The organism is Vannielia sp. (genome assembly GCF_029212645.1).
In the GTDB taxonomy this organism is placed as follows: domain Bacteria; phylum Pseudomonadota; class Alphaproteobacteria; order Rhodobacterales; family Rhodobacteraceae; genus Vannielia.
Genome location: NZ_JARGND010000006.1, coordinates 45,431 through 64,478 on the forward strand (window position 1 = coordinate 45,431; position 19,048 = coordinate 64,478).

Consider the following 19,048-nt stretch of genomic DNA (forward strand, 5'->3'; position numbering starts at 1 on the left):
AGCTGTTTGGGCAGAGGTATTTCAAACGCCCCGGTCAATCAAGCGGCTTGCCCCGCAAAAGACGCGCCTTGCGACGATCCCTCGCATGAGGGCGCTTTTCGGTCTGCATTCCGCCCGGATCGCGGGACTTTGTTTCGGGTGGGGCCAGATCTTCGTACAGCGTTTGCGCTTCGGGGGCGGGGCCGCGCCGGGTGCCAAGAGCCACAATGCGGATCACCCGGATCGCATCGCCCTTGGGGAAGGTCAGCACATCGCCGGGCGACACCATGCGCGAGGGTTTGGAGATGCGGGTGCTATCAACCCGCAGCTTGCCCTCCCCCACCACACGGGCGGCGAGGGAGCGGGTTTTGAAGAAGCGGGCGTGAAACAGCCACTTGTCGATCCGCAGGCTCTCCGCAGAGCCGTCGTCGCTCAAGACTTGTCCTTGAGCCCCATCAACGCCTGAGCAAACGGGTTATCGGGGTCGATCTGCTTTTCCTTGCGCGGCGGGCGGGCCTGAAAGCTTTTGGCCTTGTTGTCATCGCGGCGCGGGCCGCCCTTGCCCTTGGGGCCACCCTTGCCGCCCTTGTTGGCGCGGGGTTTGCCCTGCCCTTGCGGACGGCCACCGCCGCCCTGGCGGCGCTGCCGGTTGCCGGCCCATGTGAAGGTGTAAAAAACCTCCATCTCGGGGCCTGCGATCTCGGCGTCGGGCGCGGTGCCGGGGGCCAGCTCTTCTGCCGGGGTCTCGGCGATGGGCTCTTCGGGGGCCGGATCGGCAGGCGTTTCGGCAATGGGGGCAAGGCCTTCGTCAGGCAGCGCCTCGGCGGCGGGCAGGGTATCATCCGCCGGGGTTTCGGGGGTGGGCTGCTCGATAATGCCGCCTTCAGGCGCGGCCTGGGCCGCATCCATCACCGGGGTATCCTCGGGCACCGCCTCGGCCTTATCGGCCTCTGGCACCACCGCATCAACGGCCTTCACCTTGGCGCGCTCGCCCTTTTCGGCGGCATATCCAAGGCCCTGCATCAGATCGGCGAATTGCTCCAGCGTCATCCCGGTGATCGAGAGCATATCGGCGTTGGCCTCAAAACCACCACGGGTATTCTGGCTGCGAAGCTGGTCGGCCAAGCGCTCAAGCATGTCGATCCGGATGGCGCGCGCCCCTGCGGGGCGATAGCCTGACAGGGTGGCATAGCCCTCGGGCTGGCCCTGCGGCGTGGGGATGGTGACAAGGCCAGGCGGCGGGCTTTCGGGGAACTCCTGCAAGCCCTTGTCGAGCGACCAGAGCACAAGGCGCAGGCGCGTGGGCGCGGGTTTCAGCAGCAGCGGCATGAAAATGGTGAACTGGCCAAAACGCACACCATGTTTGCGCAAAGCGCCACGGGCGTCCTGATCCAGCTCCTTGACCTCATTGGCAACCTGATCGCGCGGAATCACGCCCAGAGCCTCGATCATCTGGAAGCCAAAGCCACGGGCCAGCCCGGTGAGCGCTTCGTCATTCTTGATCGTCATCAGCGGCTCGAACAGCGTAGCGATCTTGCGATCAATGAAGTGCTGCAAGCGGCGTGTGACCTTCTCGGCAACATCGGCGCCAGCCTCGTCATCCACAAAGGCATGAACCTGCGGCTTGAGCGCCTCGGACCCTTTGACCAGCTTGCCAACAGCCTGATCGCCCCACATCAACCCACCCTGCTCGGTGTAGTCAAACTCGGTATCGGGCGCGTTATAAAAGCGATCCGCCCGCAGGTGGAATTGCGGCCCAAGAGCGGCGGTGGCGGCGGCGCGTAGGGTTTTCGCCTCGCCCGCATCCGAGGTTTCTTCCTGCCGGAACCGGAAGCCCTCGATCCGGCCCACAACGTGACCTTCGATTACCACTTCGCCCTTGTCGTTCACATCAGCCACGAGGCTCTCCTTCTGTTTCAACCGGCGCAGCAACACAGAGGTGCGCCGGTCGACAAATCTTTGGGTCAGCGCACCGTGCAGCGCATCTGACAGGCGGTCTTCTACAGCGCGGGTGGCCCCGCGCCAATGGGATTCGTCGTCAAGCCAGCCCTTGCGCTGCGCAACGTAAGTCCAGGTGCGAATATAGGCGAGGCGCTTGGACAGGGTATCAATATCACCATCGGTACGATCTATGCGTTTAACCTGCCGCGCAAACCAATCCTCCGGCACCCGGCCAAACTCATGCAGATCGGCGAAAATCCGCGTGAGCAGGCTGGCGTGCTCGCCGTGGGAGATGCTGCGAAAGTCCGGGATGCGGCAGACATCCCACAAAAGCTGCACATCAGCGCGGGCAGTAAGGCGCGCGGCCAGCTCCGGCTGGGCCGAAAGCACCTTGAGCGAGGTCAGATCATCAGCCGGGCGGGCGCGCAGCAACAGGTCATTCTCAGGGCGCGCTTCAAGCGAAGCGATAAGGGCGGGCGCGGACGCAAAGTTAAGCTGCGAGGAGCGCCATTGCAGCTTTTGCACCGGGGCAAAACGGTGCTCGGTCACCGCCTCGACCATCTCTTCATGCAGCGGCGGGGCCTCGCCCGTGACGCCAAAGGAGCCGTCTTGCTGGTAGCGCCCGGCCCGCCCCGCGATCTGGCCAATCTCGGACGGGGTGAGCGGGCGCATCCGGCGGCCATCAAACTTGGAGAGCGCCGAAAAGGCGACATGGCGCAGATCAAGGTTGAGCCCCATCCCAATGGCATCGGTCGCCACGAGGTAATCAACATCGCCGTTTTGATAGAGCGCCACCTGCGCGTTGCGAGTGCGCGGGGAAAGCGCCCCCATCACCACCGCACAGCCGCCCTTCTGGCGGCGGATCAGCTCGGCGATGGCATAGACGTTCTCAACCGAGAAGCCGACGATGGCCGAACGGGCGGGCATCCGGCTGATCTTCTTGGAGCCTGCATAAACCAAGTGCGAAAACCGCTCGCGCCGCATGAACTGGGCGCGGGGCACCAGCTTGGCGATGGTGGGGCGCATGGTATCGGCGCCAAGGAACAGGGTTTCATGCAACCCCCGCGCATTGAGCAGACGGTCGGTAAAGACATGGCCGCGCTCGGGGTCATCACAAAGCTGGATCTCGTCAATCGCCAAAAAATCATGGCCGCCGCCGGTAGGCATCGCCTCCACCGTGCACACCCAGAAGCGCGCACGCTCCGGCACGATCCGCTCTTCGCCGGTGAGCAGCGCCACCGCGTTGGGGCCGCGCAGGCTGACGATCCGGTCATAAACCTCGCGCGCCAGAAGCCGCAGCGGCAGGCCGATGATCCCGGTGCGATGGGCCAGCATCCGCTCGATCGCGTAATGCGTTTTGCCCGTGTTGGTGGGGCCAAGGATGGCCGTGATGGTGCTTTGCTCGCCGCCCATGGTTCGCTGCCCTTTCGGCCTGCCGCAGGGCGGCGATCAGATACGCTTGCCCAGAACGGCAAGCTCAAGCCGCTCCACGGCCTCGGCCACATTGGGCCGGTGCGGATGCAGGCGCATGACTTCGCGGTAAGCATCCAGCGCCTCGTCCTCGCGGCCCATCTGCTCAAGAATCACGGCCAGACCGGTGAGGGCGGCAAAGTGGCGCGGGTTCAGCTCCAGCGTGCGGCGAATATCCATCATCGCCGGGCCATATTGATCCATCTGGAAGTAGGTCGTGGCGCGGGCATTATAGCCCTCGGCAAAGTCTGGCGCGTGGTCAATGAGGGCTGTCAGGTGGCCAAGGGCTAGATCGTAATCCTCACGCTCCAGCGCGTCACGCCCTTGTTTCAACAGTAAATCCATCGAAGGCGAGCCGGATTTGGACCACTCCAGCCAAATCGCATCTTCGATCCGTTGCCAGCCCTCTTGCTCCGGCTCGGCCAGTTCATCAAACAGCTGATCAAGCGTTGGCCCCGCGGCATAGGCCGGAGAGACAAGCGCCATCGCGACAATAAATGCCGTGACGTGAAAGTTGAGGTATCGCAACGTGTCCTTCATATCTAAGCATGAGTTTAGCGCATGAGACGGGCGCGCCAAGCCCCCGGATCGTCACATTAGAAGGAGAAGCGCATGAGTTCGGTGATCGAGGGGGCAGTTGCGGCCCTCAATGAGAAGATCGAAGGGGGTTTTGATGGCGGCACCGCGAAGTTCGACATCGAAGACGAAGGCTGCATCATGCTGGATGGCGATGGCGCCCGCGCTGGCGATGAAGAGGCCGATGTGACGCTTTCTGCCAGTGCCGATACCTTTCAGGAAATGCTGTCGGGCGAGTTGAACCCAACCGCCGCCTTCATGACCGGCAAGCTCAAGGTTGATGGCGACATGGGCCTTGCGATGAAGCTCGGCGGCGCATTGGGCTAACCCATGCAAGAGGCACCGCTCTATGAAGAGGCCGAGGGGCCGGCCGGTGGCCGGGCCTTCTGGCTGACCACCTCTGATGGGGTGCGCATCCGCATGGGCTGGTGGCCTGCGCAGGGTGAGGCAAAGGGCACGGTGCTGCTCTTCCCCGGACGTACCGAATACGTCGAAAAATATGGCCACGCGGCCTGCGCCTATACCAAGGCCGGGTTCAACATGATCTCGGTAGACTGGCGCGGCCAGGGCCTGGCCGACCGGGCGCTGCCCGAGCGCGCCACCGGCCACATCGACGAGTTTGATGAGTATCAGCGCGACGTTGCCGCCGTTACCGCCGCCGTGCGCGAGCTTGAGGGCGAGCGCCCGCTGCCCTGGTCGGTGATCGGCCACTCAATGGGCGGGGCGATTGGGCTGCGGGCGATCTACGAAGGGTTGCCGGTTGCCGCCAGCGTCTTTTCGGCACCGATGTGGGGCATCCGCTTTCATCCCATTGTACGGCCTGCGGCCTGGGTGCTGAGCACCCTGTCACGCCCCCTGCGGATGAGTGATCGGTTTGCGCCGGGCACCGTGCCCGAGGCTTACACCCAAGCCAATCCCTTTGCCGACAACATGCTCACCCGAGATCCTGAAATGTGGGAGTACATGCGCCGCCAGATCGCCGCGCACCCCGACCTGTCACTTGGTGGCCCCAGCCTCAACTGGCTCAACCGCGCCCTGCTCGATGTGCGTGACCTGATGCGCCGCCCCGCCCCTGCCCTGCCCTGCATGACATGGCTGGGCGAAGGCGAACGCATCGTTGACAAAAGCGCGGTGCAAAAGCGCATGGCAAGCTGGCCCGATGGGGATCTGGTGATGCCCGAAGGGGCCGAACATGAGATCATGATGGAGCTGCCCGAAGTGCGTGAGGCGTTCTATGCCCGCACCACAGCATTTTTTGCCGAGCACTTCGCCAAGGCCAAGCCCTCGGCCTGATTGCTGTTGCGGGCTGGCCTTTGGCGTGGGCCCCACCAGTCGCTACCTGACCCAATAAATAATGTAATGCGCCGCAAGGCGCGCAATGTAACAGCAGCACCCATGAAAAAGGCCCGCCGGTCAGGGCGGGCCTTTTCAAGTTGATGGGTTGAAGCCTTAGTCGAGCGAAAGCGCCACGAAGCGCGGCTCACCCGAGCGACGGATCAGCAACAGCAGAGATTTGCGCCCGGCCTCGCGGGCCTCTTCCACGCGGTCTTCCAGATCGCTCACGTCACGCACCTTTTGCTGGCCGGCTTCGGTGATTACGTCCCCTGCCCGCAAGCCCTTTTCGTAAGCTTCGGCAGCTTCGTCGACCTGCTTGATCAGCAGCCCCTCCTCAGCCTCGTCCAGCCCCATCTGCTCACGGGTCGCGGCATCAAGCTGCGCTACCGTGAGGCCCAAAAGCTCGGCCTCGGCGGGGGCTCCGGGCTCACCGCCCTGCTCGGCAGAGGCAGGCACAGCGGCTTCAGCCTCTTCACGGCGACCAAGGGTGACCTTCAGCGTTTCGGTCTTGCCGTCGCGGAACACCAGCACACGCACGGTTTTTCCAACTTCGGTATTGCCGACCTGCTTCACGAGGCCGCGCACATCGTCCACGTCAACGCCGTCAAACGACAGGATCACATCGCCCGCTTCCATGCCGGATTCCATCGCCGGACCTTCGGGCACATCCGTTACCAAAGCGCCTTTGGCGGGGGTCAGCCCCATCGCTTCGGCCACGTCAGGGGTGACATCCTGAATGCGCACGCCAAGCCAGCCGCGCCGGGTTTCCCCAAACTCCTTCAGTTGGTCCACGACCCTGGTAACAACGTTGGACGCCATCGAAAACCCAATGCCAATAGAGCCGCCGTTGGGCGAAAGGATCGCCGTGTTCACCCCGATAACCTCACCGTCCATGTTGAACAGCGGGCCACCCGAGTTGCCCCGGTTGATGGCTGCGTCGGTCTGGATATAGTCGTCATAGGTGCCCGAAAGGGCACGGTTGCGGGCCGAAACGATCCCGGCGGAAACAGAAAATCCCTGCCCCAGCGGGTTGCCCATCGCCATGACCCAATCGCCGACGCGCGCGATGTCGCTGTCACCAAAGGGCACAAACGTCAGCGCCTCTTCCGGCTCTACCTTCAAAAGGGCGATATCGGTATTGGCATCCGTGCCAACCACCACGGCATCAAGCTCTTCGCCGGAGAAGAATTCGATGGTGATCTCATCCGCGCCTTCGATAACGTGGTTGTTCGTCACGATGTAGCCATCCTCGGAAATCACGAAGCCCGAACCAAGTGCCGAGCTGCGGCGCGGCCGATTGGGTTGATCCTGACGATCAAAGAAATCTTCGAAGAAGTCCTCAAAAGGTGAGCCTTCGGGCACCTGTGGCCGCGCTTGGGTGTTGCGCGAGATGGTGGTTGAGGTGGTGATGTTCACCACCGCCGGGCTGACCTGATCAGCCAGATCGGCAAAGCTGCCGGGAATGGTGCGGGCCTGCGCCGAGAGGCTCTGCGCTGCGAACAGCGCCAGAACCAGCAGCATGGCGAGGCCAGCCTTGAAGGCCAGTCCGGCCTGCGTGGCGCGGCGGGGAATTGCGGTTGCCTGTGATATCACTTTCGGGGTCTCCCTGATCTTGCGGGCGCGAGGCCGGGCCGCAATGGACGGGGCCTCATCAACTGGGTCTGTCATTCCAGATAGTGGCACGGGTGTGCAACTCAAGGCCTATCGCGGCGCGTCAACTGCCCGTGAGGATGTTGTCAGCGCGACGTGAGTGTCTCAGGCCGCGCGATGCTGTGCAAGGAAAACACACGCAGGAGCCCAGAAAACGGTTTTTCGCAGAAAAATCGCCCGCAGGGGGCCTGCCGAGCGAAGCGAGGCTACGAGGCACTATCTGAGCGTAGCGAAGCCACCGAAAGCCCGCCGCGCAGCGGCGTCAGCCAGTGAGCCAGGCTGCGGCCCAAAGGCAAAAGCCGCCTGCGGTGAGGGCGAGAAAGCCGATCAGGCGGCGGGTTTCCAGCGGCTGCGTGATGAGCCAGCGCAGGATGTCTTCATAAAGCGAAGGGGCCAGTGCAAGCACCAGCCCCTCCACGACACATACAAAGCCCAGCGCGGCCAGCGCGAGGGCCATGGCTAGTTGCCCGACCCGGTGGTTTCACCCATGTCAGAAGCCTCCGGCGCGGGGGCCTCCTCGGCAGGAGCCTCCTCGGCGGGAGAGGCGTCTTCCACCGGGGTTTCGCCGGTCGCCTTTTCGCTGGCTTTCAGTGCCTCGCTGGCCTGTTGCGCCTCTTCGGTTGTCTTCTTGGCGGCTTCCTCAGCGGCCCTGATCGCGGCGCTGTTGTCTGCCGCCGAAGCGATTGGCGCAACATCCGCCAAGGCACCCACACCATCGTTGATCATATAGTTGAAGAACTCCGAATTGGGCGAGAGCACCATGGTTGAGTTTTTCCCTTGCAGGGCCTGCTCATAGGCTGTGAGAGAGCGATAGAAGTCAAAGAACTCAGGGTCTTGGCCATAGGCTTCGGCAAAGATCCGGTTCCGTTGCGCATCGGCCTGACCTTCAATGATCCGCGAGTCACGATTGGCTTCCGAGAGCAGCTCGGTATAGGTCCGGTCGGCGGCGGCGCGGACGCGCTTGGCGGCCTCCTGACCACGGGCGCGCTCGTCAATCGCTTCCCGCTCACGCTCGGCGATCATCCGCTGGAGCGTCGCATCAAAGTTCTGCTCCGGCAGGTTGGTCTGGCGCAAACGCACGTCCACCACGTCGATCCCCAGCGCCGAGGCCCGTGCGTTCACGCGCTCCTCGATCTGCTCCATCAGCTGGGTCCGCTCGGGCGACAGGATGGTGTTGGAGGTCACACCGTCCGAGCCAAGCACCGCGCGGATCTGACCGTCGAGGATATCGCCAAGGTCAATCTCGGCCTTGCGCTGGCCACCACGGGCCACAGCTTGGCGAAACTGCACCATGTCTTCGATCCGCCACAGCACGAAAGCATCCACCACAAGGCGGCGATCATCGGCCGGGGTCACTTCGATCAGCGGAGTTTCGAGCGACAGGATACGATCCTCGTAGCGCACAACCTCATCAAACAGCGGCAGCTTGAAGTACCAGCCCGCCTCGTCGCGGGTTTGCTCAATCTGGCCGAAGCGCAGCACAAGCACCTGTTCGCGCTCATCAACGATATAGATCGACGACAAAAGCCCGGCGATCACCAGCACGAAGACTGGCAGGATATAGGTTAGGCGGTTCATCAGTTGCTCCCCCCTGTGTTGGAACCGCTGCGGCGCAGCTCATTTAGCGGAAGATAAGGAACCACGCCCTGGCCGCCGCCCGGACCGCCTTGATTTTCAATGAGAACCTTGTCGACGCCCCCCAGAACCTTCTCCATGGTTTCAATGTAAAGGCGCTTGCGCGTCACCTCGGGAGCGGCTTGGTATTCCTCCAGCACCGACAGGAAGCGAGAGCTTTCACCGGTGGCGTCATTCACCACGCGGGCGCGGTAGCCTTCGGCGGCTTCGAGCAGGCGGGCACTTTCACCACGGGCTTCTGCGAGTTTGCCGTTGGCGTAGGCGTCGGCCTGGCGCTCAAGCTGGTCACGCTGCTGTTCGGCGGCCTGCACATCGCGGAAAGCGTCGATCACCGAGGTGGTCTTGGTCTGACCCTGAATGTCGGTCACCTGCACCTGCTGCGAGGGCGGGTCCACCTTGTTGAAGTTGACGCGGATCACGTTGATGCCCGTCGACTGCTGGTCAAGCACGCTTTGGATCAACTCGCGCACCGCGGCTTCAATCGAGGCGCGGTCACGGTTGAGGATCGGTGCCAGCTCGGATTGTGCGATCACTTCGCGCATTGCCGATTCGGCGACAGCCTGCACAGTGGCTTCGGGCTGTTCGAGCGCAAACAGGAACTCCTGCGCGCTTTTCACGTTCCAGACCACCTGAAAATCAATATCAACGATGTTCTCGTCGGTCGTCAGCATCAGCCCGTCATTGCCAGAGCCGCCGCGGCGCACGCCAATGTCTTCGGTGCGGTTGGTGGTCACGTCGATCACCTCGGCGCGGACCAGCGGCCAAGGCGCAAAGTTCAGGCCTTCGGTGCCGATATCGTAGAATTCACCAAGAAACAGCTCTACGGATTCCTGCTCGGGCTGAACGGTGTAAAAGCTTGAAAACGCCCAAAGAAGTGCCGCAGCACCTACCCCCAGAAGGACCGTGCCGCCGGTGAGCCAGGGGGCACCGCCGCCGGAGCCGCCGGGCTTGCGCCCACCGCCATTTCCGCCGCGTCCGCCCATGAGCACCTTCAGTTGCTCCTGGCCCTTTTTCATCATCTGTTCAATCTCGGGAATGCCCTGCGGGCCGCCCTGATTGTCACCGGGCCTGCGACCGCCGCGATCCCGATCATCCCCGTTTCCGTTATCTCCACCGGAGCCACCGGACGAGCCGCCGCCCCAGGGGCCGCCATTGTTGCCAGCCATAAGTTTTTCTTTTCCTCTCCTAGCGGCCTGCCTCGCACGCAGTGCGAAGGGCCTTTCATCCAAATTCTTGCGGACTGCTCTATCAGGTGGGGAGCGAAGTGCCAATTTCAACTGGACGACCTGCCGCAGCCCCTTGCCTGCCGTCAGCTCTCCCGCACCGGGCTTTTCATTGTGACCAGTTCTTCGGCCATGGTCGGGTGGACCGCGCAGGTGCGGTCAAAGTCTTCCTTGGTGGCGCCCATCTTGATGGCGATTCCGGCCATCTGGATCATTTCGCCCGCATCGGGCGCAACGATGTGGCAGCCCAGCACCTTGCGGGTGGTCTTGCACACGACGAGCTTCATCATCACGCGATCTTCCTTGCCCGCAAAGAGCGATTTCATCGGGCGGAAGGTGGTGGAGTAGACCTCGATCGGCCCGGCATCTTCGGCCTCGGCCTCGGTCATCCCAACGGTGCCAAACTCTGGTTGGGTGTAGACGGCGGAGGCCACAAGCTCGTGGTCAACCGGGGTGGGCTTGCCGTGAAAGACGGTGTTCACAAAGGCCACGCCTTCGCGGATCGCCACTGGCGTCAGCTCGATCCGGCCGGTGACATCGCCGATGGCATAGATCGAAGGCACATCGGTTTGGCTATATTCGTTGACCAGAATTTCCCCGAAACGCCCGAGGGTTACACCGGCATCTTCAAGTCCCAGACCGGCGGTGCTGGGGGCACGCCCGGTCGCAAAGAGGATTTTATCAAAGTCGCCCTCATGGCCGGTGGTGGAGCGCACATGGATCGGTGCGCCCTCTGCCTCGCGGCTCATCTCAAGGATGGAGGAGCCGCAGTGAATTTCGATGCCCATGCTTTCCATATGGTCGGAAAGGTGGCCGCGTGCCTCATCATCAAAGCCGCGCAAAATCTGCGCGCCGCGCAGGAAGATCGTTACCTTCACGCCCAACCCATGCAGGATGCAGGCCATCTCACAGGCGATGAACCCACCGCCAATGATCAGGATGCTCTCGGGCAGCGCATCGAGCTTGAAGATATCGTTCGAGGTAATCCCGAACTCTTCGGCCTTGTCGAGCGGCGGGAAGGCGGGCGCGCCGCCGGTGGCCACAAGGATATGACGCGCCGAGAACCGGGTGCCATCGGCCAGCTCAACCGTGTGCGGATCGCGGATTACCGCGCGCTGCGGGAATATCTCTACCCCGGCCTTCTTAAGATTTGATGTATATGCCGCCTCAAGGCGGTCCAGCTCAGCATCAAGCTTGCTGCGGAACTTGCTCCAATCAAAGCCGCCGTGGTGCACTGTCCAGCCATATTCCTGCGCCTCTTCAATGGCTTCGGGAAAGGCCGAGGCATAGACCATCAGCTTTTTGGGCACACAGCCCCGGATCACGCAGGTGCCGCCCATGCGATATTCTTCCGCAAGGCCCACGCGGGCCCCGGCCTCGGAACTGGCCAGACGCGCCGCACGCACCCCGCCGGAGCCGCCACCGATGACGAAAAGGTCGTAGTCGAAATCCATCTATGCTCGCCTCTTGTTATCCGCCCGCCAGCCTGCCGCCTAGAGGTCAGCGAAGATGTTGTCGGCCTCCAGAAGATCAATTCTATCTTCTGATACAGTGCCTTCGTTAATGTCACGCAGCTCAATCCGGCCATCGCCATGGCCAACGATCACCACGTCACAGATATCAATAAACAGGCCATTTTCAACCACGCCGGGCACCTGATTGAGCACCAGCGAAAGCTGGCGCGGGTTGTTGATGCGGCGCAGGTGAAGATCGAGGATATAGTTGCCCTCATCGGTGATGAAGGGCGCCTCATCGTTCATCCGCAGGGTGGTGTCGCGGCCCAGAACATCCATGTTTATAAGGGTTTCCTCGATCAGCGCCTTGGTGGTTTGCCAGCCAAAGGGGATCATCTCGACCGGCAGGGGGAACGCGCCGAGCGCGGTCACTTCCTTGCCGGCATCGGTGATCACCACCATGCGATCGGAGGCGGTGGCGACGATCTTTTCCTGCAAAAGCGCCCCGCCGCCGCCTTTGGTGAGGTTCAGCTCGGGGTCAAATTCATCGGCGCCGTCGATGGTGAGATCAAGCCATTTCGCCTCGTCCAGCGAGGTGACAGTGATGCCCAGTTCGCGGGCCAGATCGGCGGTGCGGGTGGAGGTGGGAACGCCAATGATATCGATGCCTTCATCGCGGATTTTCTCAGCCAGGCAGCGCACCATCCAGGCCGCCGTGGAGCCGGTTCCGAGGCCCACGCGCATCCCGTCCTGAACGTAATCAACAGCTTTGCGGGCGGCGACGAACTTGGCTTTGTCGATGGGCGATAGGTCAGAACTCATTGGCGGCATCCCCAGGCAGATATCCCGGGCGTTATAGGCGGTTGGAGGCCGGGGTGCGAGGAGAAACTGGCCCGAATTGTCGCGGCGTTATAGCCGGTGCTAGGAGGGCAAATGTTGCTGGGCAGGGCTTTGCAGATTTGGCGGCATGGCCGGGGGTTTGCGGCGTTAAGCCTGTTTTTTGAGCCTGCACAAGGGATGCACAACCCATGCACAAGCGATACACATGCAAAAATGCAAAGCCGCGCCGGGTTAACCCGCCGCGCGCGCCCTAGCCGTGGCCGATCAGCCGGGGAGAGGGGCAGGCATGGGCCGCGCATTCTGTCTCAAAGGTGACGTGGTGGATATCAAAGCGGCTGGCGAGGGTGTGCTTGAGGGCGGATTTGATCGCGTCGGCCTCTTCCCAGCGGCCCGGCGCGATGACGAGATGCGCCTCAAGGGCCGGTTCATGCTCTTGCATCTGCCAGAGGTGGAGATTGTGGGTGGAGGACACCCCGTCTTGCGCGGTGATGGCTGCGGCGACGTCGCTGAAGGCCATGCCAGCCGGAGCGCCCAGCATGAGGATGCGGATCACCCCGCCGATCTCGGACAAGGCGTGCCAGAGGATATAGGCGGAGATGAAGAGGGTGATCAGCGGATCAGCCAGGCGCCAGTCATAGAGCAGGATCAGGGTGCCTGCGACGATCACCGCAACAGAGCCGAGCGCATCGGCGAGGTTGTGCAGGAAGGCGGCGCGGATATTGGCCGAGGATTTCGACATCGCGTAGGTGAGCAGCGCGGTGATGGTATCGACCGCCAGCGCGATGGCGGCGATGATCACCACCGTCCAGCCCTCAACATCGGTGGGATTGATCAGCCGCAGGACCGCCTCATAAGCGAGGTAGATCGCGAGCAGGATGAGGGTGGTGAAGTTGATCAGCGCCGCCACCACCTCGGCGCGGCCATAGCCAAAGGTCATGTCTTCATCCGCCGGGCGGCGGGCGATCCGGCGGGCGACGAAGGCGATAACGAGGGAGGCGGCATCCGACAGGTTGTGCAGCGCATCGGCGATGAGCGCGAGCGAGCCAGAGAGGATGCCGCCGATGATTTGCGCCACTGTGAGCAGCAGGTTGACGGCGACCGCAAGCGCAATGCGGCGGTCACCTGCCTGGGGGTCGATATGGTGGTGATGCGTGTTGCTCATGGCGGGAGAGTAGGACGCTGGCGGCGGGTCGCAATGGTTAAATGGCCGCAGGGCCGCGCGGCTCAGCCGGGCGCGGCGAGGCGGTGGACCTTCATGGGGCGCAGCGGGTGACCCTTGGGGATGGCGGGGTGGTTGAAGGCGAGATCCGGCGCGGCGGTCATGTTGAGGCGGCGCATCACGGCGAGGGAGGGCGCGTTGAGCGATGGGGCGAAGGCGAGGATTTCAGGGATGCCACGGGCAAAGCCCCATGTGAGCCAGGCCTCGGCGGCCTCGGTTGCCAGCCCCTTGCCCCAGGCCGATGGGGTGAGGCGCCAGCCAACCTCGGTGCAGGGCGAAATGGGCAGCGTTTCGGGCGGGGTGTTGAGGCCGCACATGCCGAGGAGCTCACCGCTGCCCCGGTCGTCAACCGCCGCGAAGGCGAGGCCGTTGATGCGCCATTTTTCAGCGAAGGTGTCCAGCATCCGGGCGGTTTGCGCGCGGGTGTAAGGGGCCGGGAAGAAACGCATGACCTGCGGGTCGGCGTTGATCGCGGCGAAGGGCGCAAGATCGGCCGGGGTGAAGGGGCGCAGGGTGAGGCGGGCGGTTTGCAGCATGGCGGTTGGTCCGGGTGGAGATCGGTGGCTCGCGGGGGTTTCACACCCCCGCACCCCCGTTTCCTCGCGGCGGTTTCACACCCCCGCACCCCCGTGGGATATTTGAGGGGCATTGGGAGTTGGGGCAGTTTGAGAGGGATGGGAGGGGGTGTCTAGCTGTTGGGGAGGCTTTTGTGGCGCGGCATGTGTCGCTTTTGGGATTGCCGTGGCGGTGCTTGGTGGCAGAGTGGCGCTATGTTTGTCAGCACCTTCGAGATGTTCAAGATCGGGATCGGGCCGTCATCGTCGCACACGATGGGGCCGATGCTTGCGGCGGCGGCCTATTTGGAGCGGCTGCGCGGATTGCCCTTTGCGGTGAACGGGGTAAAGGCGGTGCTGCATGGCAGCCTGGCCTTTACCGGGGTGGGCCATGGGACGGATCGCGCGGTGATCCTTGGCCTCGCCGGGCTGTTGCCCGAGAGCTATGAGGCGGGCGCGGCGGAGGCGGCATTGGCAGAGGTGAAGGCCAATGGGGTGATCACGCCCGAGGGTTTGGGGGTGCTGCGCTTTGCGCCGGCCAATGACCTTGTGTTCAACTACGATACCCCCCTGCCCCTGCATCCCAATGGGCTGGCCTTTGAAGCGCTGGACAGGCAGGGCGATGTGATTGATCGCGCGGTGTATTATTCGGTTGGTGGTGGGTTTGTGCTGACCGAAGAGGCGCTTGAGGCCGGGGTTGATACGGCGCCGCGCGGGAAGATTCCGTTTCCGTTTCACTCGGCGGCGGAGATGCTGGAGATGGCCGCCAAGAGCGGGCGCAGCGTGGCCGGGATGAAGCGGGCGAATGAGCGGGTGTTTCGCACGGACGCCGAGATTGACGCGGGGTTGGCGCGGATTTGGCAGGTTATGCGCGATTGCATTGAGCGGGGGCTGCATGAGCGTGGCGAGTTGCCGGGCGGGCTGAGGGTGAAGCGCCGGGCGGCCTTGATCTGGGAAGCGTTGCAGGCCGAGCGGGGCATGAACCTGGCCGCGCCGCATGTGATCAACGACTGGATTTCGACGCTGGCGATGGCCGTAAATGAAGAGAACGCCGCGGGGGGCCAGGTGGTGACAGCGCCGACCAACGGCGCCTCGGGGGTGGTGCCTGCGGTGATCCGCTACTGGCTGGATCATGTGCCGACGGCAAGCGCGGCCAAGCTGGGAGATTTCCTGCTGACGGCGGCGGCGATTGGCGGGTTGATCAAGCATAATGCCAGCATTTCGGGGGCCGAGGCGGGTTGCCAGGCCGAGGTGGGCGCGGCCTCGGCGATGGCGGCAGCGGGGCTGTGCGCGGTGATGGGGGGCAGCGTGGCGCAGGTGGAAAACGCCGCCGAGATCGCGCTGGAACATCATCTGGGCATGACCTGTGATCCGGTGCGCGGATTGGTGCAGGTGCCGTGCATCGAGCGCAACGGCCTTGGTGCGATCAAGGCGGTGAGTGCGGCCTCGCTGGCGCTGCGCGGTGATGGCGCGCATTTTGTGCCGCTGGATGCCTGTATCAAGACCCTCATGGAAACCGGCCGGGACATGAGTGAGAAGTATAAGGAAACCGCGCTTGGCGGACTGGCGGTGAATGTGCCCAACTGTTGAGGCCGCGCGGGGGGGGAAAGGCTTTGGCAACCCGATGGGCGGATCGTTTGGCGCTTGAACCCGCCGGGGGCGCTTTTAGGGTGTGGGGCGGGGCGGATGGGGCGAGAGGCCGCCATTCTGGCAGGGTGGCAGATTTGACAGGGGCAGTGAAAATGATGGATGGCCTTGAAATAAAAACGATTGGCGACACCCGCGTGCTCTTTGTTATGGCGGTGGATGCTGAATATGGCGCGTGCCTGAGGCGGCAGTTTGCGCCGCTGTTTACCGGCGTGGGGCCGGTTGAGGCGGCGGTTGTGGTGACGCGGGCGCTGGCCATGCTTGAGGCGGCGGGCGGCCTGCCGGATATGGTGGTTTCGCTTGGGTCTGCCGGATCGGCCAGTTTGCAGAAAACGCAGGTTTATCAGGCAAGTGCCGTGTCTTACCGGGATATGGATGCCTCGCCTTTGGGCTTTGCCAGGGGGGCAACGCCGTTTTTGGACCTGCCTGCGGTGGTTGACCTGCCATTCGCCATCCCGGGTGTGCCGGAGGCGACATTATCAACCGGGGCGAACATTATTTCGGGCGCGGCTTATGGCGATGTTCCGGCAGAGATGGTCGATATGGAGACCTTCGCCGTGTTGCGGGCCTGCCATGCCTTTGAGGTGGAGCTGGTGGCGCTGCGCGGGATCAGTGACGGCGATCAGGAGCTTGGCGGGGTGGCGGACTGGACCGAGTATTTGCATCTGGTTGATGAAAACCTCGCCCATGCCTGTGATCTGTTGGCGGCGGCGCTGAGCAAATGAGGCGCTAGGCCCAGCGCACCGTTTCGACCCCGGCCAGACGGGCCAGGCGGGCGAGTTCACCGTGAAGCTTATCGGTCCGGTTTGGGGTGGCGGTGATGCCCGGCTCCCACCAGAGGTTACTCACGGTCAGGGTGCCTTCGGCGCGGTTGGCCTTGGCCTCGATCCGGCCCACAAAGCGCGCGCCTTCCAGCAGCGGATAAACGTAGTAGCCCCATTGGCGCTTGGCGGCGGGCACGAACATTTCGACCGTGTAATCAAAGCCGAACAGGCGTTTCAGACGGGTGCGGTCGCGGATAGCGGGATCAAACGGGTTGAGGATGCGCAGGCGCCTCGTGGCGGGTTTGAGAGCGGCGAGGCGCTGCTCGATATCGGGGGTAGCAAGGGCGCGGGTGGTGGTGCCATCGGCGGATTGCACCTCCACCTCCACATGCGGGGCGTGCTTGGCCCAGGTGGTGACTTCACCCGGCTCCACCGCCTCCCAGAACCTGCGGATTTCGGTGGGGGTTGCGACGCCAAGGCGCTTTAGCGCGGCGGTGCAGAGCCAGTTGATTTGCTCCTCTTCACCAAGGTTGGCGCGGCGTAGATCGGCGGGGAAAACCCGCTCGGCGAGGTCATAGAACTTGGTAAAGCCTTCGCGGTGGCATGTCGCCAGCTCCCCCGCATACCAGAGGTAATCAAGCGCCAGTTTATGCGGCGGGCGGCGCCACATTTTGCGCGGGCCTTCGATTTGGGTGTCGAAATGGCGGGTGCAGGCGGGGCCATGCTCGGCGATCTGGCGCTTCACGCTGGCGAGCAGGCTGGTATCGAGGTGTTTGCCGAACCACGAGGAGCGCGCGACCTTGGCCTTCATCCGGGTGAATTGGCGTTGCCACATCGGCAGAAATTCCATCGGCAGCACCGAGGCATCATGGGTGAAATGCTCAAACACCGCGCGATCACGGGCGAGGAGCTTATCGAGCATCGGCTCGCGGTAGCTTTGCGCGCGGCTCCACAGGATATGGTGGTGGGCGCGCGAGATCACCTGGATCGTATCAAGCTGCACGAAGCCAAGGTCATGGATGAGCGCCGCCATATCGCTGCGCCCGGTGGGGGCGGTGGCGAGGTGGTTGGTGGCCAGCCAAAGCCCGCGGGCGGCGCTGTTGGAGATATGCAGGGCGGTCAAGGGCGGCTCCGGGTGAGATCGCCCCATGCCTAGCGCGGCGGAGGGGCGGCGGGCAATGGGGCGGAGGGGCGGTTAGGGGTGTCTGCTGACAGTGGCGGGATGCGACACTGTGGCCGGGCGAATACATTCGAAATCTTGATTTTGAGGGTTAGCTATGGGGGACCGGGGCAGCAGAGCCAAGGCTCGCCGACGTGCCGGAAGAACCACAATGCGCCCCGCCGGGGTGACACCAACGCGGCAACGGCCAAGCGCCGCGCCGCTCAGGAGAAAAACATGCAGACAGCCGATTTTGTGACAACCCTGTTTGACGGAAAATCCAACCCCGCAAAGGTGACCGTGGCGATGACCATGGCGCTCAACGCCGTGAAGGCGGGCCATAGTGCGATGGTTTTGCTGATGGTTGAAGCGGTGGAACTGGGCCTGCCCGAAGCGATGGACGAGCTTGATGTGGGCAAGCCCTTTGAGCCGGTGGGCGACCTGCTGAAAGCCTATCTGGCAGGCGGCGGGCGGATCGGGATTTGCGGCTCCTGCATGATCCACAACGGCTTTACCGCCGAGCAGATGGTCCCCGATTATGAGATCATCACCGCGCCGGAAGTGGTGGAGCTGCTGATGGCCAGCAACGGCTCGCTCCAGATCACCTGAGCAAAGCGCGGGGTTGGCGGGCAACGATCCGGCGACCACGCCCCCTTTTTCGCGCCCCCTTTTTACGCCCATACTGGACGCGCTGCGATGGGCTTTCATTTAGGTTGCGCCACCTGCCCCGCAATCGAAACGACGTTTTGATGCGGGGGGATTATCGCTGACTTTTTCTCGTGGCGCTGCGCAAGGCCAGCTATCATCTGCGCAAAGTCGCCCCTATCGCTCCACCGCGTCCAACGGTTGAAGCGTCTTATGTGATCCATAGTCTTTCAGCGCATCACGCCAGCGTAAGCCATTGCACTTTATGAAGATAACCCCACTCAGACCGCGCCGGGCGTCGTCGCGCGGCGTGCTGTGGCACATCGAGAAACGGGGTTCCAGATGTGCCATTTGTGTGTTGCTCAGCCAGAACAGAGCAGGCATGTCACCGCTCGATTTTCGAACGGTGAACCATGCTGCCCGGCCAGACTCAATGGGTGGTCTTGAACTTAATACTGACCCATTTCAACTACTTGCTCTTCTATAACGTCTCCCGAAGATGAGATTGCTTTCACGACGGCAAAGTAATTGTTTCCCTTTCCGCCAGAGCAAGGCGGCATGTAGCCGTCTGAGGCATATTCTCCGGTGCCTTTTGCTGGCGAAACCACCTTGGCGTCACCCGGCAATTCTCCGGCCAGGCCCGGTACAGAGTAAATATCCGCAGATGAGCCTTCTACCGGATATCCGATGACGCCATGGCCGCCATTTTCCGAGAGCGGTGGGTAATCGCGGTCATTGAACTCGACATGTACCAAAGCTGTTCCGCTCGGCAGGCTGCTGATTTGCATCGGGGGGGTAGAACCGTTCCCATCAAAGAGAGTGCATTGCTGCCCTTCAGGCACCGTTTTGCCATCCCAGCCACCGCCCAATTGGATCGACATATCAGCGTGAGCCATACCGGCTGTCAGTAAGAGTGCCGCGCATGATGTAATGAGCTTTTTCATTTGTAGTCTCCAG

The 19,048-nt window shown here is 62.9% G+C and carries 18 protein-coding genes; 5 read left to right on the forward strand and 13 right to left on the reverse strand.

All coding sequences use genetic code 11. From position 1 onward, the window contains the following. Positions 1-34: 34 nt before the first annotated feature. Genes P1U55_RS03390 through P1U55_RS03400 form a run of 3 tightly spaced genes read right to left on the reverse strand, consistent with a single transcriptional unit; the run spans position 35 to position 3,930 of the window. Positions 35-415 (reverse strand): RNA-binding S4 domain-containing protein, encoded by a 381-nt coding sequence (locus P1U55_RS03390; RefSeq protein ID WP_301046091.1) that lies wholly within the window; start codon positions 413-415, stop codon positions 35-37. Then, on the reverse strand, positions 412-3,333 hold the full coding sequence (locus tag P1U55_RS03395) for a helicase-related protein (RefSeq protein ID WP_301046092.1): 2,922 nt from the start codon (positions 3,331-3,333) through the stop codon (positions 412-414). Before P1U55_RS03395 ends, P1U55_RS03390 begins: the two co-directional genes overlap by 4 nt. A 36-nt stretch (positions 3,334-3,369) precedes the next feature. After that, on the reverse strand, positions 3,370-3,930 hold the full coding sequence (locus tag P1U55_RS03400; protein ID WP_301046093.1) for a tetratricopeptide repeat protein: 561 nt from the start codon (positions 3,928-3,930) through the stop codon (positions 3,370-3,372). Positions 3,931-4,002: 72 nt separating this feature from the next. Here P1U55_RS03400 and P1U55_RS03405 point away from each other — a divergent pair, with 72 nt between their 5' ends. Beyond that, a complete protein-coding gene (locus P1U55_RS03405; protein ID WP_301046094.1) occupies positions 4,003-4,293 on the forward strand; it encodes an SCP2 sterol-binding domain-containing protein in 291 nt (96 codons plus the stop codon). Between the two features lie 3 nt (positions 4,294-4,296). Further along, a complete protein-coding gene (locus P1U55_RS03410; protein ID WP_301046095.1) occupies positions 4,297-5,259 on the forward strand; it encodes an alpha/beta hydrolase in 963 nt (320 codons plus the stop codon). Positions 5,260-5,415: 156 nt separating this feature from the next. Here P1U55_RS03410 and P1U55_RS03415 read toward each other — a convergent pair whose 3' ends face one another. The 8 genes from P1U55_RS03415 to P1U55_RS03450 form a co-directional block, all read right to left on the reverse strand. Then, the gene (locus tag P1U55_RS03415; protein ID WP_301046135.1) at positions 5,416-6,822 is read right to left on the reverse strand and encodes a Do family serine endopeptidase; all 1,407 of its coding nucleotides are present in this window, start codon (positions 6,820-6,822) and stop codon (positions 5,416-5,418) included. 391 nt (positions 6,823-7,213) lie between these two features. Next, positions 7,214-7,408, reverse strand: a complete 195-nt coding sequence (locus P1U55_RS03420; RefSeq protein ID WP_301046096.1) for a DUF2065 domain-containing protein — start codon at positions 7,406-7,408, stop codon at positions 7,214-7,216. A 2-nt stretch (positions 7,409-7,410) separates the two neighbouring features. Further along, entirely contained in the window at positions 7,411-8,529 is a 1,119-nt protein-coding gene (hflC, locus tag P1U55_RS03425) for a protease modulator HflC (RefSeq protein WP_301046097.1), read from the reverse strand. Then, positions 8,529-9,752 carry an FtsH protease activity modulator HflK gene (gene hflK / locus P1U55_RS03430; RefSeq protein WP_301046098.1) on the reverse strand — a complete coding sequence of 408 codons (1,224 nt, stop codon included), beginning with the start codon at positions 9,750-9,752 and terminating at the stop codon, positions 8,529-8,531. The genes hflC and hflK overlap by 1 nt, the downstream gene beginning before the upstream one ends. Positions 9,753-9,895: 143 nt before the next feature. Continuing rightward, the gene (gorA, locus tag P1U55_RS03435; protein WP_301046099.1) at positions 9,896-11,263 is read right to left on the reverse strand and encodes a glutathione-disulfide reductase; all 1,368 of its coding nucleotides are present in this window, start codon (positions 11,261-11,263) and stop codon (positions 9,896-9,898) included. Between the two features lie 39 nt (positions 11,264-11,302). After that, positions 11,303-12,085: a ribose-5-phosphate isomerase RpiA gene (gene rpiA / locus P1U55_RS03440; RefSeq protein WP_301046100.1), complete on the reverse strand. Its 783-nt coding sequence runs from the start codon at positions 12,083-12,085 to the stop codon at positions 11,303-11,305. A 268-nt stretch (positions 12,086-12,353) separates the two neighbouring features. Then, positions 12,354-13,265, reverse strand: a complete 912-nt coding sequence (locus tag P1U55_RS03445; RefSeq protein WP_301046101.1) for a cation diffusion facilitator family transporter — start codon at positions 13,263-13,265, stop codon at positions 12,354-12,356. A 62-nt stretch (positions 13,266-13,327) separates the two neighbouring features. Further along, positions 13,328-13,858 carry a GNAT family N-acetyltransferase gene (locus P1U55_RS03450; protein ID WP_301046102.1) on the reverse strand — a complete coding sequence of 177 codons (531 nt, stop codon included), beginning with the start codon at positions 13,856-13,858 and terminating at the stop codon, positions 13,328-13,330. A gap of 234 nt (positions 13,859-14,092) precedes the next feature. Between P1U55_RS03450 and P1U55_RS03455 the strand changes: the two genes are divergently transcribed. Continuing rightward, positions 14,093-15,466, forward strand: coding sequence for an L-serine ammonia-lyase (locus tag P1U55_RS03455; RefSeq protein ID WP_301046103.1), 1,374 nt, complete (start codon positions 14,093-14,095; stop codon positions 15,464-15,466). 152 nt (positions 15,467-15,618) lie between these two features. After that, positions 15,619-16,248, forward strand: coding sequence for a 5'-methylthioadenosine/S-adenosylhomocysteine nucleosidase (locus tag P1U55_RS03460; protein WP_301046104.1), 630 nt, complete (start codon positions 15,619-15,621; stop codon positions 16,246-16,248). A gap of 4 nt (positions 16,249-16,252) precedes the next feature. Here P1U55_RS03460 and P1U55_RS03465 read toward each other — a convergent pair whose 3' ends face one another. Beyond that, complete coding sequence (locus P1U55_RS03465; RefSeq protein ID WP_301046105.1) at positions 16,253-17,410, reverse strand: crosslink repair DNA glycosylase YcaQ family protein; 1,158 nt, start codon at positions 17,408-17,410, stop codon at positions 16,253-16,255. A gap of 273 nt (positions 17,411-17,683) precedes the next feature. Between P1U55_RS03465 and P1U55_RS03470 the strand changes: the two genes are divergently transcribed. After that, the gene (locus P1U55_RS03470) at positions 17,684-18,055 is read left to right on the forward strand and encodes a DsrE family protein (RefSeq protein WP_301046106.1); all 372 of its coding nucleotides are present in this window, start codon (positions 17,684-17,686) and stop codon (positions 18,053-18,055) included. A 485-nt stretch (positions 18,056-18,540) separates the two neighbouring features. On the opposite strand, the gene P1U55_RS03475 is transcribed toward P1U55_RS03470, so the two are convergent. Beyond that, positions 18,541-19,035, reverse strand: coding sequence for a hypothetical protein (locus tag P1U55_RS03475; protein WP_301046107.1), 495 nt, complete (start codon positions 19,033-19,035; stop codon positions 18,541-18,543). Positions 19,036-19,048: the final 13 nt, after the last annotated feature.

Bases quoted from the DNA above. Each gene is read 5' to 3' on its own strand.
- P1U55_RS03395 (WP_301046092.1), bottom strand. From the start codon at position 3,333: ATGGGCGGCGAGCAAAGCACCATCACGGCCATCCTTGGCCCCACCAAC.
- P1U55_RS03400 (WP_301046093.1), bottom strand. From the start codon at position 3,930: ATGAAGGACACGTTGCGATACCTCAACTTTCACGTCACGGCATTTATT.
- P1U55_RS03405 (WP_301046094.1), top strand. From the start codon at position 4,003: ATGAGTTCGGTGATCGAGGGGGCAGTTGCGGCCCTCAATGAGAAGATC.
- P1U55_RS03410 (WP_301046095.1), top strand. From the start codon at position 4,297: ATGCAAGAGGCACCGCTCTATGAAGAGGCCGAGGGGCCGGCCGGTGGC.
- P1U55_RS03415 (WP_301046135.1), bottom strand. From the start codon at position 6,822: ATGCTGCTGGTTCTGGCGCTGTTCGCAGCGCAGAGCCTCTCGGCGCAG.
- P1U55_RS03420 (WP_301046096.1), bottom strand. From the start codon at position 7,408: ATGGCCCTCGCGCTGGCCGCGCTGGGCTTTGTATGTGTCGTGGAGGGG.
- hflC (WP_301046097.1), bottom strand. From the start codon at position 8,529: ATGAACCGCCTAACCTATATCCTGCCAGTCTTCGTGCTGGTGATCGCC.
- hflK (WP_301046098.1), bottom strand. From the start codon at position 9,752: ATGGCTGGCAACAATGGCGGCCCCTGGGGCGGCGGCTCGTCCGGTGGC.
- gorA (WP_301046099.1), bottom strand. From the start codon at position 11,263: ATGGATTTCGACTACGACCTTTTCGTCATCGGTGGCGGCTCCGGCGGG.
- rpiA (WP_301046100.1), bottom strand. From the start codon at position 12,085: ATGAGTTCTGACCTATCGCCCATCGACAAAGCCAAGTTCGTCGCCGCC.
- P1U55_RS03445 (WP_301046101.1), bottom strand. From the start codon at position 13,265: ATGAGCAACACGCATCACCACCATATCGACCCCCAGGCAGGTGACCGC.
- P1U55_RS03450 (WP_301046102.1), bottom strand. From the start codon at position 13,858: ATGCTGCAAACCGCCCGCCTCACCCTGCGCCCCTTCACCCCGGCCGAT.
- P1U55_RS03455 (WP_301046103.1), top strand. From the start codon at position 14,093: ATGTTTGTCAGCACCTTCGAGATGTTCAAGATCGGGATCGGGCCGTCA.
- P1U55_RS03460 (WP_301046104.1), top strand. From the start codon at position 15,619: ATGATGGATGGCCTTGAAATAAAAACGATTGGCGACACCCGCGTGCTC.
- P1U55_RS03470 (WP_301046106.1), top strand. From the start codon at position 17,684: ATGCAGACAGCCGATTTTGTGACAACCCTGTTTGACGGAAAATCCAAC.
- P1U55_RS03475 (WP_301046107.1), bottom strand. From the start codon at position 19,035: ATGAAAAAGCTCATTACATCATGCGCGGCACTCTTACTGACAGCCGGT.